The sequence below is a fragment of the Desulfurellaceae bacterium genome, from assembly GCA_021296095.1.
GTDB lineage: Bacteria > Desulfobacterota > Binatia > Bin18 > Bin18 > JAAXHF01.
Map to the genome: position 1 here is coordinate 1 of JAGWBB010000008.1, position 13411 is coordinate 13411.

Here is a 13411-nt window from a genome sequence, read left to right on the forward strand (position 1 = left end):
TTGACGGGCTTCTCTCCCCGCGAATGCCATCATTACTTCCAGCATTGTGGCTACAGATAATGGTGAACCGCTCTAGGTGAGAGTACGGTAATATCTATATCAAGCGTCTCGCCATCGCAGGGATTGGTAACGTCCCAAGTCGCTATGTCAGAATCATTGTCAAAAACTCGCGCGGTCTTCGTGATACACATACTCGGCGTCACAAACTCCGTTGCCGCAAACCCCTGCGTCTCCTCCGACCATTCGACCTTCGCTCGCTGCCCATCACTCAACCGTATTGTTCCCGAGCCAGACACGCCCTCAAGAAATTCCACCCCGGGCGTGACGACCGTAAACTCCACCCGGTCGAACTCGACCTCATCGTCATACACCACCGCAGTGTGTTGGCCTTCCCCGAGGAGATTATAGTTCACGAGGAGCACATAGCCGTTGTCGGCATCCCCACATACGTCCAGGGTGTCGCCTCGGGACGATCCATACAGAATCTCAAGAGGTTCTTCGCCATTGAAACGGACGGTGAGCGTTCCAGCCTCACATTTCCACCCGGACAATATCCCGATTCCGCTGACCGTGCTTTCCTGGGCCGGGACCTCAATGCGGTCTGCCCACCCCACAGACGAGAGAGCAAAAACAAGTCCTAGAACAGCAATGATTGTATACATCTTCAGCTTCCCTTTTCAGAACACAGATCAGGGGATCGTATCTCAGCGCGGTGTCACTTCCATATTCAGATTATTTGTATAAATAAGAGCTGTAGCCGAGCCTCTCTCGAACTGTCAAGTTGAGAGGCGTCCGTCCTCAGAGCCTCTCAGAGACCGATTTCACTCACCTTTTGGGCCGGCTCGCACATAGCAGACAGGCCACCCGCCCCACGCCCCTGCCTGCTCACCGTCCGGGGAGGAGAGCGGGCGGGCGGGCGATTCTTGCAGTTCTCGCTTGTGGTCTGGAAGCGGCGTCAAGGCTGCGCTTGGGCGGGCGACGCTGTTCGCTCAATGAGCGCTTCCAAGGCACGCCCCTGCTGGCGTAAGACTTCCATCGTTTCCACATGGCCGTCGGCGTGCTGCTGTTCGCGGCGCAGCCCCTCCTGGCTCATCTTGCGAATCCCCCAGGCGATAATCCCGGCTTGCAGGAGACCAACAAGGACGGCGGCCCCAGCCTGCATGTAGGTGGCCCACAAAGCAATGTTGTTCCCGGTCTGTTGCGCGGCAAGGCTGGCCTGCTGAAAGGCGATGGTGGCGGCTTCCAACTCCGCCATATAACGATTGCTCCTAATCCGCGGCGGCGAGGGCTGGCTGCTGGACCTGGGGCTGGCCGTGGATTCCCCGCAGGTGGGGCATGATCTCGGAGGCGAACATCTCCATGTTCTTCAGCGTCTTGTCGTGCGGCATGTCGCCGAAGTGCAGCAGAACCGGCATGGTCCCAAAGCCGAGCGTTTTTGCCGCGTTCTCCAAGCGCTGACGCACGGTGTCCACCCCGCCCACAATGCAGAAGCCCTTTTCGTTCAGCTCATGAAACGACATCTTGCTCCAGTCCATCTGGTCGGCGTGGCTCAGGATGTTCATCATCGATGCATGGCTGACATAGCCCGGCGGGAACAGAAACTCGGGCTTCTGACGCAGCCCGAAGTGATACAGCCACAGCAGATGCTCGGCCGCTTCTTCCTCGGCCTTGGCGTCGGTGTCGGCCACATATACCGGATAGACGTGGCCGAGCTGGTAGGGCGAGGCCGTGTAGCCGAACTTTTCGGCACACTCGCGGTACATGTCGAAATACATCTTGACCAGATTCTCCGGCATGTACACGGCCAGATAGGTATACTTGCGGTCCGGGTGGGCGCACCACTCAATTGTCTCGGAGCTGCCAAAGCCCGGAATCCAGATCTTGGGATGCGGCTTTTGCAGCGGTCGAGGCCAGACGTTGGCATACCGGACCTCAAAGTGCTTGCCCTCCCAGGAAAAGGGCCCGGGGTCGGTCCAGGCCTTGAGGATCAGGTCGTGCGCTTCACGGAAACGCTCCATCGAATAGCTGGGGTTGATGCCCATCGAGAAGTACTCGCAGCCGATGCCGCGCACAAAGCCCGAGATGACCCGCCCGCCGGTGATAACGTCGAGCATGGCCACTTCTTCGGCCACCCGCAGCGGATGGTCGCGCAAGGGCAACCCGTTGCCGACAATCGCGATTTTGAGCCGCGAGGTGCGCCGCGCCAGCATGGCGCCCATGATGTTGGGGGCCGGCATCGTGCCATAGGCGTTCTGGTGGTGCTCGTTGACGCACACGCCGTCAAAGCCCAGCGTCTCGGCGTACTCCAGCTCGTCCAGATAGCGGTTGTACAACTGCTGACCCTCGGCCGGGTCATAACACTCGTTGGACAGCGTGACCCAAGCCGACGGATACTTGTCCGGCTTGTCGGCAAAATCCTGGGGCAGATGCGGCCACGGCATGAGATGAAACGCGTAGAACTCCATGACTTACTCCTTGAGAGCCCTCGGCTCATGAGCCGCCAGCAGGCTCGATTCAAACACGATCCGCCCTTCCCGCTCCTGGGCGGCAATCCGGGCCTCCATATCCGACCCGAGCTGAATCGTGCGCTGCTGCGGAAACTTGTCCCGTTCCAAGGGCGGACGCAGATAAAACTCGTCCGGTGAGTTGAGTGACATCATGCCCTTGGGCGGTTCCAGAAACCACTCGCGGCGCATGAAGCCGGGACTGAAAAAAACCTGCCGGTCCGCGTCCGACCACTCGCGGTTGAGGATACCGTGAATCGAGGCCTGGAGCAGATCGATTGGAATGTCCCACCACAGGTCGAACAGCACCGCATAGCCACGGTCGCCGAGCTTGGGGTTGGCCCGTACCCCGGTCCGGGCGTTGATAAAGGCCAGCCTGCCGTCCCGGTCGTACTCTTCGATGCGTAGCGGAAAAAAGGACTGCTGATCGACCCAGTAGATCAGCTTGCTCATGTAGTAGTTGGCGTGCCAGTCTTTTTTGGGCAGCGACTCCAGCACATAGCAGGGCACCCCGCCGTCCTCGGTGTACAGCGGATAATCCGGCCCCATGAGCTTGACATCCGCAGCGTGGACATCGATGTAGTTGCCCTCGGTGTCGGTCAGCACCGCAGTCTGTCGGGTGACCGGAAAACGCACGGTCTCATACAGCGTGTCTACGCCGAGAATCCGCCACTCAAACTCCCAGGCGTCCCGCCCGATCAGGTCGTCGAAGGTCGCCGCCCCGTTGGGCAGGCGATCCTCGCGCCGGGGCGCGGGCTGGCGCCGGATACGCCGCATGGAGGGCGAGTAGGCAAACAGTTCGACCTTGGTCGGAAAGCTCTGATCGGTCCGGTAGCCGATGAACAACGTCTGGGTCCCGTAGCGCTCGGCCGGAGACACAGCCTGCGACAGCCAGCGGAAGACTTCCTTGCCGGGTTTGGCGGTGTACAGATGCTCGGCAAAACCGCCCTGGGGCAGGTACAGGATGGGAATGATCGACACCCGCTGGTCCATGAAGCCGGAGCCGGTCAGGGTCGTGGCGATGTCGATCAGGGTGCTGTTCCAGTACGGAGAGTGGGGGTACTCCATGGACCGAATACCCATTTCTTCCGCGCTGTAGGGCGCTGCAAACGGAAATTTTTCAGCCGGCAGATACGGCACCTGGGCGTCACGGGGGGTATCGGTCCGCAGGTCGAGCCGGGCCTGTTCCTGGGCCGACAGCTCGTCCACAGTCCGCCACGTCCGAGTCGGGGTGTCCTGGGCCAGAGTCCAGACCGGACACACCGCCAGGCTGATCAGCATCAGCCCCCAGACGCGGCCCCTGCCGGTCATGGCGCCCCGACCTCCATCACCCCGACCGGGATCTCAAAAACCAGGTGGCCGGCCGCCTCCTGAGCCCGGATGCGGGCCGCTACCTCGGGCGCCGGCGCGACCGTCCGGTCCTGGGGAAATTTCTCTGGATACAGCAATGGACGCAGATAAAACTCGGCCGGTGAATTCACCAGGGTCTGGGTTTTCAGGGGATGCATCAGCCAGCCGCGGCGCATGAAATCCGGACTAAACGCCACCTCTTTATCCTTGACCGACCACTCCTTGACCAGGTGGGCGTCGTGGATGCTGTAGCTCATCAGGTCAAGCGATACATCGTAGTACAGGGTCATCAGCGCCGCATAGCCCTTGTCCTTGAGGGTCGGATTATCCTGTCTGGCGATCCGCACCTCAACGACCTGGAGCTGGCCATCGTGATCGTACTGCTCGATACGCAGCGGGTAGAAATAGTGACGGTCCAGCCAGTAGATGAGTTTGCTGGTCGGATAGTTGGGCAGCCAATCCTCGCGGGTCGTGGATTCGACCACATAACACTCCACGCCGCCGTCGGGACGGTAGAACGGATAGCTGTCCCACATCATTGTGAGCTGGTCGGTCGCGGCGTCGAAAAACGTGCCGTCCGGATTGGCTAGGGTCACGGTCGGGCGCGTAGTGGGAAAGCGCACCGTCTCATACAAGACGTCGGTCCCCAGCACACGCCAGCGAAACTCCCACGCATCGCGGCCGACGATATCGTCAAACGACTGGACATTGTTGGGGAAGCGCTCGCCCCGCCGGGGCTGGGGAATCCGCCGCACCCGGCGCATGGCCGGGGCGTAGGCAAAATAGTCCAGCTTGGTCGAGTTTTCCTTATCGGTCCGGTGCATGATCCACAGGTCCTGGGCGCCCTGCAGTTCGGCCGGTGAGGAGTAATAAAACACCATCCGAAAGAAATCCTGACCCGCCGGCGTTGCCAGATGACCGGCAACGCCGTCCTCGGCCGGCATATAGAAATTGAGCCCGATCGTGACGCCCTGGTTCAGGTAGCCGCCGCTGGTCATTGAGCCGAAGGCGTCGGCCATGACGTGCGACCAGCGCGACACATGGGTGAACTCCATGGAGCGATAGCCCAACTCCTCGGCCGTATACGGCGCCTCAAACGGATAGGGCTCCGCCGGCAGATAGGGAATGGTCGCGCTGCGCGGGGTGTCGGTCCGAAAGTCGAGCCCGACTTTTTCTTCCGCCGACAGCTCGGCAAGCGTCTTCCAGGATTTCGGCCGAGCGCCGTTGTCCTGGGCGCCAATTACAGCCGGACACAGCAGGACGGCGAGCAGGCAGATGTGGACGACAAACGTATTCATGGGCTAAAACTCGTAGCTCAGCTCCCAGCCGATATTATCGTACTTGCCATAGATGGCGTACAGGTCGGTCCCATAGCCGCCGCTGAAGGCCGTATAGGTCATGCGGCCGGTGATGAACTGGGAGAAATTATAGCTGGCCGTCAGTCTGGTTTTCATGCCCTGCCACTTGCGGTTGGGGCCGCTGAGCCACGGGATGGCCGTCACGCTGACGTTGAGGCGGTCGCGCGTAAAGCGGAACGGCCGGCCGACAAACACCACCGGCAGGACGTTCCACTCGTCACCAATCGCCCCGCCGAATCCGCTACCCAGGGTGTCGCGCCAGTCAAAGGTGTACAGCAGCGAGGGCTGGAAAATAAACGAGGTGTTGCCCGGCAGGGCAAATTCCAGCGCAACCGCGGCCCGCATCGTATCCCGGGACACATGCCCACCGGATTTGAAACGCTCGCCCAGGCCGGCCCGGCGCCGGGTCGCCACCATCCGCCGCACGTCTTTGGCGTTGTGCTCCTTGGTGTTGATATGAAAATCGGGCGCCGGCAGGCTGCTGGTCGCACCAAAGCGGCTGGTGTCCTGAAACTCGACAGCCTTGGTCCACAGGCCCTCAACCCGCAGCACCATGGGCAACTCACCGACTATGGGCACGTTGGCGAACGAGGTGGCATAGTCGGCCGTGATCCCGAAATGGTGCAGGCGGGTGTGGCGGGGCTGCAGAATCAGGTGGATATCCCCGTCCTGGTCAATCGCCCGATCAACAATGAAATTCTGGGCCGACTTGTTCCACGCGTAGTAGTACACCAAGCCCCAGGTCAGGGGCTCCATGGACACGTCCAAACGGGCGCCGAACTCGTGGTCGCCCCAGTTTCCGGACGAGGGGCGGCGGCGCTTGAGGATATAATTGCCGAAGAAATCCTTGCGGCCCATCAACAAGTCCTCGTCGCTGGTCAACAGGCTTTCGGCGTTCGGCGGCAGGAAGGGCAGTGCCCAGGGTGCGCCGTAGGGCGCGCTGCGGTCGTGCTCGAAATGCGGAATCCACAAGAAGTTGAGCGAGTTGGCACCAAAGAAATACGTCGTATTCAGCATAAAGACCGGCAGCCGCCGGAATTCATACTCGTTGGCCTCGACCTGGGCACCCTCGCGGTTGTCGATGGCGTTGATCGTGTCAATATACCGCCCGTCCATTTTTCCCCAGGCGATCTGCTGCTTGCCGATCACCAGGTCCAGATTATGGGTGCGGTAGCTGACGTACAGCTCGCGCACGATCCGATCAAGATTGTGGTAGCCACGCAGCGTCTCGCTCACCCGGTCGCCGTACAGGCCCGACGAGTCCTGCCAGTTGTACACCCCGTCGTACAGAAAATGGCTGATATTGGTGATCTCGATATTGGGCGAGAGCTGATAGTGGCTCTCCAGTTCCAGCAGGTTCTGAAGCTGCAGGAAACGGAAGTCTCGGCGACGGTTGTGAATCGTCTGGCTGCTGGTCAGCAAGACATCCGACCACTGCCGATAAAAGCCCTTAAAGGTCAGGGCCGGCACCCGGCGTTCAATCGGCTGACGCACATAGCGACCGGCCGGATCGAAGGTTGCCAGAAAGCGGTCGAAGCGTGACCAGTTATTACTCGCCCAGCCGATCGGCTTGCTCAACGGCCCGTCCCACAGCGCATAGCTGGGCGAGGTCCACAGCAGGAGGACAAGACATCCTAGCAGGCAGGCTGGTCTGAAACGGTGCGGTTGTCCCATTCGTGTGACTATCCTTTCTGTACGAACAGCCCGCCTTATGCTCCGGCGGCCTGCTGGACGAGAATGCCGTCGGCCGCCAGTGCGGCGATCCGGTCTGCCCCATAGCCCAGGTAGCGTTCCAGCACGGCGGCATTATGCTGGCCCAGATCGGGCGCGGGCACGACCTGGGGCAGCGGATGACCGGAGAAGCGGAACGGAAAGCCGGGGATCATGAAGTCGCCTAGCAGCGGATCGGACACCGAGCGGACGGCCTGGCGCTCGACCAGGTGCGGATGCTCGACCACCTCGGGCACGGTCAGCACCGGGGCGGCCGGCACCCGTTCGCGGTCCAGGGCGTCCAGCGCCGCCTGGCGGTCGGGCAGAGACAGCAGCCAGCGCTCAATCTCGGGCATCAGGATGTCGCGATTCTTGCGCCGCACACGGACATTGCGAAAGCGCGGGTCGTCCGACAGATCGGGCCGTTGCATAGCCCTGGTCAGCCCCTGCCACTGGTGGTCCAGGGCGGCGATAATCATGATATAGCCCTGGCGTGCCTTGAACACGCCGCACGGCGTCAGCCCGGTGTGGTGCGAGCCGCCCCGGGTCGGAATGAACTTGCCCTGGGTCGCCGTATAGGTTGCCAGGCTGAAATCGTGGGTGTGGATGTAGGAATCAAGGAGCGACACATCGATGTACTGGCCCTCGCCGCTGCGTTCACGGTGCAGCAGGCAGCAGGCAATTGCGGCCAGGGCGTGGACACCGGTACTGACATCGCCCATGGCCACCATGGGGATGACCGGCGGCTGGTCGGGCTCGCCCATCACCTCGGTCACGCCGGCATACGCCTGGGCGATATAGTCAAAGCCCGGCACGTGGGACAGCGGACCGGTCTGGCCCAGGGCCGAAATCGAACACATCACCAGCCTGGGGTTGAGTTCCTTCAGCACCTCGTAGCCCAGCCCCAGACGCCCGATCACCCCCGGGCTGTAATTCTCGACCACCACGTCAACATGCGGCACCAGGGCGCGAACCAGCTCACGTCCGACTTCGGTCTTGAGATTCACACACAGGCTGTGCTTGCCCAGGTTATGCTGCATGAAATAGCCGCTGCGGCCCTTTTTCCAGACCGGGTTCTGACGTGCCGGGTCTCCGGCCGGGGCTTGTTCGACCTTGATGACCTCGGCTCCCATTTCGGCCATCAGTTTGGTCGTCGTCGGGCCGGCGACAATCTGGGTAAAATCCAGCACGGTGTAGCCGGCCAACATCCCGCTCGTGTTTTGTGCGGCCATATGCGCCCCTCCTGACATGCCAATCTCGCCAATCCGGCAAGAGAGCCTCCAGCGACTGAATGACTGTTCAGTCGCTGGAAACCGAGCGGGATTGTACTCGGGAACGCCCGAACATGCAAGCAGACAGCCAGCCCCGGTCGGGGGTGTGGAACGGACGCTGGACTCAGGGGCTGAGAGCCGGTGTGTGGCGGTCTATCCAGTCGGCCAGGGGCGAAAACACCTGTTGGGCCGCCGCCGTTCCGAGCAGCACGTCGAGATGGCCCCAGTCCTGGAGCAGGGAGTACTCGACGTCACGGCTGGCCGTGGCCCGGGCAGTATACTCGACCCGTCCGGTCCAGCCGATACCGGCCTTGTCCATATTGCTGCTGGCAAAGGCGATGACCGGAATGGTGAGGGCGCGCAGCGCGCCGGCGTAGTCGAACTGGGCGTCGGCCAGATGACGCGCCAACTCGAAACCGCCGTGATTCTGGACCCGCGGCCAGTAGCGATCCTGGTGCAGGAATATCCGGGCCAGGACCAGGATATCGGCATAGCCGCCCTTGGCGTTTGACAGGCCGCCCTGCTGACCATAGGTCGGAGATACAAACAGAAAGTGTTTCAGCATCTCAGCCCGGTTCTCGAACAGGTGGACCGGCATGAAATCGGGACCGTCGGGCTCGGCCAGGGTGTCGTGCAGCATCTTGATCCAGCGCCGGTAGGGCACATAGCGCCGCTCCAGATCGTCGGCAAACCAGGTCGGGGTCTCGGGTCGTTCCCGGTAAATCGCACGCGCCTCGGGCGGCTCAAGGGCGTAGCCGTCCAGCAGGGCCAGGCCGAGCACGTCCTGGCGGCTGTAGCGGGCCGCCATCAGGGCTGCAAACGTTGCCCCGCGGCTATAGCCGCCAACGAAGATTTTTTGCACCCCGCTCGTCTGCCGGACAAAATCCGCAGCCGCAGCCGTATCCTCAATAAACACCTGGGCGGTCCAGCCCTGCATGAAACCGGACTCGAAGATCTGCTCCCGGGTGATGAAATGCGTCCGATAGTCGAGGGTCCAGGTCTCGATCCCGCGCCGGGCCAGATACAGCCGCAGGTCGTAGCGCTCATCGGCCACCACGACCTCGCCGTGGTGGTGCGTGCCGGGCAGAAAGAAAAATACCGACCGGGCGGCGGCCGACGGCGTGTCCACGCTCCGAATACGGTGCACGGCGATATAGTCGTGCTGGCCGTGCGGGGGACGGGCACTCGTCCACACGCTCTCGCGCAGCCCCGGATAGCCGGCAATCGCCCGCTCGGTCACACTCTGGGTCCAGCCCGAGGCGGCGACCGACGCCGGTCCGCCCGGAGTGGACGCGGGCGGCGGCCGCCCGGCGGGAGTCGCTGCGGGCGGCGGGTCGGCGTACAGCCTGGGATTCGAGAACGGCTTTTTTTGCGGCTGGCCGCAGGCGCTGACAAGAAAGACGAGGGCAACGATGAACGATGAATGATGAATGATGAATGAAAAGACCCGCTTCATCGTGACTCCAGGAGGACAGAGCCCTCCGTTCAGCATTCAGCCTTCCTCGTTCCGCACTGCTCAGGTCAGCACCTGCCCGTCGCGGAGCTGTTGAATCTCGGCTTCCGACATGCCCAGCAGCTCGCCCAAGACCTCATCGGTATGCTGGCCCCGCAGCGGGGCGGCGGCGCGAACCTCGCACGGCGTGTCCGACATCTGCCACGGAATGCCGGCATGCACGCGCGGGCTGAACTCGGGATGGTCTTTGCGGACCAGGTAGCCGCGCGCTTCGAGGTGTGGGTCGGTGGCCATATCCTTGTTGCTCATCGACGGAAAGGCTGCCACCCCGGCTTGTTGCAGCACCTCGGTCACCTCCCAGCGGTCGCGCTGCGCGGTCCAGGCGCTCAGGATGTCCTCCAGCGCATCCTCGTTGGCCTTGCGGGCGGTGGCATTCGCAAAGCGCTTATCGCTCGCCAGCTCGGGCTGGCCAATGGCCCGACACAGGGCCTGCCATTCGGCGTCCGAGCCGCACACGATCGTCACCCATTTATCGGCGTCGCCCCGGCACTTGAAGCAGCCGTGGGGCGCCATCCAGGGGTCGTGGTTGCCGTCCCGTTCGGCCTGGGTCTTGTTCATGGCGTAGTCCATCAGCCCCTCGGGCATCAGGACCAATAGTGCCTCCCACAGCGCCAGATCGACGTGCACGCCCCGGCCGGTCCGCTGCCGGTAGGCCAGGGCCGCCAGGGCGGCAAACGCCCCAAAGATGCCGGCGTTCGGATCGCCGTAGGAAATCCCGACCTCGGCCGGCCCCTTATCCCGATAACCGGACAGCGAGGAAATGCCGGCCAGGGGCACCGAGGCCGGCCCATAGCCCATATACTTACGCTCAGGGCCGGTCTGGCCATAGCCACAGATTGAAATCATGATCAGGTCGGGCTTGAGCTGGCTGAGCGTGTCATAGCCGAAGCCCATGCGCTCAATCGCGCCGGCCGAAAAGTTCTGGACGACGATATCGGACTGGGCCGCCAGCTTTTTGACAATCTCGACCGCCTCGGGTCGGCCCAGGTCGAGCTGTATGCTCTTCTTGCCCTGACTGTACTGGTTGAAATAACCGGCCCGGTTGGGGCCCGGCTGGTCATCCGCAAACGGCGGGATCAGGCGCGTGACACACGGCCGTTTCTCGCTCTCAATACGGATCACCTGTGCGCCCATATGGGCCATCTGCAGCGTACAGTAGGGTCCGGCCCAGGCCCAGGTGAAGTCCAGCACGCGAATGCCGTCCAGGGGTCGTGATGATGACATGCGATACCTCGTTCCGCGTTCAGATAATGCCCCTCTGCTTCAGGTCGGCCAGCTCGTCCCCGGACAGGCCGAGCTGGCCGCAGTAGACCGCTTCATTATGCTCGCCCAGCAGCGGGGCCGGGCGGGGCGTCTCGACCCCGCCCTCGGACACCTTGAACGGAGCGCCGGGGTAGTCCAGCGTGCCGGCGACCTGATGGCTGATCGTGGTGAAGAACTCGCGCGCCTTCAGGTGCTCGGAGGCAAACAGGTCGGCCATGGTATTCACCGGCGCCATGCAGATACGGCGCTCCTGGCCGGCCTTGTACAGGTCGGCCACCTTCCAGTTGGCCGCCCACTCCTGGAGCAGCGGAAAGAGCGCGTCGTAGTTCAGGCCGCGCTGGACCCGATCTTCGAAGATCTCCAGCGTGGCCCATTCGGGATTCCCCATCAGCTCCACCAGGCGCTGCCACTGGTCTTCTTCGACGTTGATCACAAACAGCTTGCCGTCCTGGCAGTCGAGCATACACCACGGAAAAATCGAGCGCCGGCCCAGGCGTGAGGTCTCATTCCCGGCATAGGTGTAATGGGTGAAGTTCATTTCCAGAATGGCGGCAATACACTCCTGAATCGACACGTCAACGTGCTGGCCCTGGCCGCTCAGCAGCCGGTGATAATACGCGCCCAGGCTGGCCACTGCGGCGTGCACGCCGCCCTGGAAATCGGCCTGATGGCCAAAGGCCTTGAGCGGCGGCAGGTCGGCATAATCCGAGGCGCCGGGGCTGATGAACGCCCAGCCCCCGGCGTTGCTGGCCGTCAGCTCAAAGGCGTGGTAGTCGCGGTAGGGTCCGGTGCAGCCGAAATACGAAATCGTGGTCATGATCAGGCCGGGATTGGTCCGCCGCAGCGTGTCGAAGTCCAGCCCCAGGCCGGCCATCTCGGGCGGCCGATAGTTGTGGATCAGCAGGTCGGCCTGGCTGCACAGACTCTGCAACAGCCCCCGTCCGTGTGGCGTACGCAGGTTCAGCGTCGCCCCAAGCTTGTTGGCGTTCAGATACAAAAACAGCCCGCTCTTTTCCGGGTGGGGGGTATCGCCGGGGAAGGGTCCGCGCCCGCGGGCGCTGTCGCCGCCGGGCTCCTCAAGCTTGATCACCTCGGCCCCCAGGTCGGCCAACAGCTTGCCCAGATAGGGCGCCGAGACCAGATTGCCACATTCCAGGACTTTCAGACCGGTCAGGAGTTGTTCTGCCATGTCGTGTCTCCGCTAGATCACACCGCTAGATCACACCTCGCTCGCGCAGGCCGGCCAGCTCCTCGGCCTGCAGTCCGAGCAGATCCTGATACACCTCGTGATTATGCTCGCCCAGAGCCGGGCCAACAGACCGCGCCGCCCCCGGTGTGTCGCTCAGCTTGGGCACAATGCCCTGCATGCGGATTGCCCCCAGCAAGCGGTCGTGCAGGCTGAGCAGCATGTCCCGGGCCTGAAAGTGCGGGTCGGCCGCAATATCGGCCATGCTGTTGACCGGCCCGGTCGGGATGATGGCGGCTTCGAGACGCGGCAGCAGTGCGGACAGTTCGTGTTCGGCCGTCCAGCCGGCCACAATCGCGTCAATGGCGTCCCGGTTCTCGCCGCGCGCCGCAGCCCTGGCAAAACGCGGGTCGGCCAGCAGGTCTGCGCGGCCCATGACCCGGCACAGGCGCTCGAACAGCTTGTCGGACTGGGCGGCAATAATGATCCATTTGCCGTCCCGACACGGGTACAGATTGGATGGGGCAAAACCGGGCAGGCTCGTGCCGGTCCGGGTCCGGACATAGCCGGTTTTGTCATACTCGGTGAGCGCCCCCTCCATGACCGCGAACACCGCCTCATACAGGGCCGTATCAATGACCTGGCCGCGCCCGCCGTTCACATCCCGGTGGTACAGGGCCAGCATGATGCCCAGGGCCGAAAACATGCCGGCCAGGGAATCGCCGATGCTCACCCCCACCCGACCGGGCGGCCGGTCGGGGAAGCCGACGCTGTGGCGCAGCCCGCCAAACGCTTCGGCCACTGCGGCAAAGCCGGGCTTGTGGCGGTTCGGTCCGGTCTGACCGTAGCCCGACACCCGGGCAAATATCAGACCCGGGTTGCGCTCGCGCAGCACCTCATAGCCCAGCCCCCAGCCCTCGAACGTGCCGGGCCGGAAGTTCTCCAGCACCACATCGGCTTGAGCCGCCAGCCGGCGCAGGATGTCCTGTCCTTCGGGCAGGCGCAGGTTGAGCGTAATACACCGCTTATTGCGGGCGATGTTGGGCCACCACAGGCTCTTGCCGTCCAGCAGCGCCTGTCCGGTCGCGCGCATGGGATCGCCCTGATCGGGCGGCTCGACCTTGATGACCTGGGCGCCGAAATCGGCCAGCAGGCGGGCGCAAAACGGAGCGGCCAGCAGCACCCCACACTCGATGACGCGGATGCCGCTCAGCGGGCCGGCACTCGGAGGCGAATCAGCATTCATAGGCACATAC

11 protein-coding genes are annotated in these 13411 nt (G+C 62.9%); all 11 read right to left on the reverse strand.

Features of this window, described 5'->3' with window-relative positions:
- Nucleotides 1-50: 50 nt before the first annotated feature.
- Complete coding sequence (locus J4F42_03330) at nucleotides 51-662, reverse strand: hypothetical protein (protein MCE2484521.1); 612 nt, start codon at nucleotides 660-662, stop codon at nucleotides 51-53.
- 293 nt (nucleotides 663-955) lie between these two features.
- Nucleotides 956-1255, reverse strand: a complete 300-nt coding sequence (locus J4F42_03335) for a hypothetical protein (GenBank protein ID MCE2484522.1) — start codon at nucleotides 1253-1255, stop codon at nucleotides 956-958.
- A 13-nt stretch (nucleotides 1256-1268) separates the two neighbouring features.
- Complete coding sequence (locus tag J4F42_03340) at nucleotides 1269-2465, reverse strand: LLM class flavin-dependent oxidoreductase (protein ID MCE2484523.1); 1197 nt, start codon at nucleotides 2463-2465, stop codon at nucleotides 1269-1271.
- Nucleotides 2466-2468: 3 nt separating this feature from the next.
- On the reverse strand, nucleotides 2469-3815 hold the full coding sequence (locus tag J4F42_03345) for an outer membrane lipoprotein-sorting protein (protein MCE2484524.1): 1347 nt from the start codon (nucleotides 3813-3815) through the stop codon (nucleotides 2469-2471).
- Complete coding sequence (locus tag J4F42_03350; GenBank protein MCE2484525.1) at nucleotides 3812-5152, reverse strand: DUF1329 domain-containing protein; 1341 nt, start codon at nucleotides 5150-5152, stop codon at nucleotides 3812-3814. Before J4F42_03350 ends, J4F42_03345 begins: the two co-directional genes overlap by 4 nt.
- A gap of 3 nt (nucleotides 5153-5155) precedes the next feature.
- Nucleotides 5156-6886, reverse strand: a complete 1731-nt coding sequence (locus tag J4F42_03355; GenBank protein ID MCE2484526.1) for a hypothetical protein — start codon at nucleotides 6884-6886, stop codon at nucleotides 5156-5158.
- Nucleotides 6887-6921: 35 nt separating this feature from the next.
- Complete coding sequence (locus J4F42_03360; protein ID MCE2484527.1) at nucleotides 6922-8154, reverse strand: CoA transferase; 1233 nt, start codon at nucleotides 8152-8154, stop codon at nucleotides 6922-6924.
- A gap of 163 nt (nucleotides 8155-8317) precedes the next feature.
- Nucleotides 8318-9649: an alpha/beta fold hydrolase gene (locus tag J4F42_03365; protein MCE2484528.1), complete on the reverse strand. Its 1332-nt coding sequence runs from the start codon at nucleotides 9647-9649 to the stop codon at nucleotides 8318-8320.
- A 60-nt stretch (nucleotides 9650-9709) separates the two neighbouring features.
- Entirely contained in the window at nucleotides 9710-10930 is a 1221-nt protein-coding gene (locus tag J4F42_03370) for a CoA transferase (protein MCE2484529.1), read from the reverse strand.
- A gap of 19 nt (nucleotides 10931-10949) precedes the next feature.
- A complete protein-coding gene (locus tag J4F42_03375; GenBank protein ID MCE2484530.1) occupies nucleotides 10950-12158 on the reverse strand; it encodes a CoA transferase in 1209 nt (402 codons plus the stop codon).
- A gap of 25 nt (nucleotides 12159-12183) precedes the next feature.
- Nucleotides 12184-13401 carry a CoA transferase gene (locus J4F42_03380; protein MCE2484531.1) on the reverse strand — a complete coding sequence of 406 codons (1218 nt, stop codon included), beginning with the start codon at nucleotides 13399-13401 and terminating at the stop codon, nucleotides 12184-12186.
- Between the last annotated feature and the right edge of the window lie 10 nt (nucleotides 13402-13411).

Bases quoted from the DNA above. Each gene is read 5' to 3' on its own strand.
- J4F42_03330 (MCE2484521.1), bottom strand. From the start codon at position 662: ATGTATACAATCATTGCTGTTCTAGGACTTGTTTTTGCTCTCTCGTCT.
- J4F42_03335 (MCE2484522.1), bottom strand. From the start codon at position 1,255: ATGGCGGAGTTGGAAGCCGCCACCATCGCCTTTCAGCAGGCCAGCCTT.
- J4F42_03340 (MCE2484523.1), bottom strand. From the start codon at position 2,465: ATGGAGTTCTACGCGTTTCATCTCATGCCGTGGCCGCATCTGCCCCAG.
- J4F42_03345 (MCE2484524.1), bottom strand. From the start codon at position 3,815: ATGACCGGCAGGGGCCGCGTCTGGGGGCTGATGCTGATCAGCCTGGCG.
- J4F42_03350 (MCE2484525.1), bottom strand. From the start codon at position 5,152: ATGAATACGTTTGTCGTCCACATCTGCCTGCTCGCCGTCCTGCTGTGT.
- J4F42_03355 (MCE2484526.1), bottom strand. From the start codon at position 6,886: ATGGGACAACCGCACCGTTTCAGACCAGCCTGCCTGCTAGGATGTCTT.
- J4F42_03360 (MCE2484527.1), bottom strand. From the start codon at position 8,154: ATGGCCGCACAAAACACGAGCGGGATGTTGGCCGGCTACACCGTGCTG.
- J4F42_03365 (MCE2484528.1), bottom strand. From the start codon at position 9,649: ATGAAGCGGGTCTTTTCATTCATCATTCATCATTCATCGTTCATCGTT.
- J4F42_03370 (MCE2484529.1), bottom strand. From the start codon at position 10,930: ATGTCATCATCACGACCCCTGGACGGCATTCGCGTGCTGGACTTCACC.
- J4F42_03375 (MCE2484530.1), bottom strand. From the start codon at position 12,158: ATGGCAGAACAACTCCTGACCGGTCTGAAAGTCCTGGAATGTGGCAAT.
- J4F42_03380 (MCE2484531.1), bottom strand. From the start codon at position 13,401: ATGAATGCTGATTCGCCTCCGAGTGCCGGCCCGCTGAGCGGCATCCGC.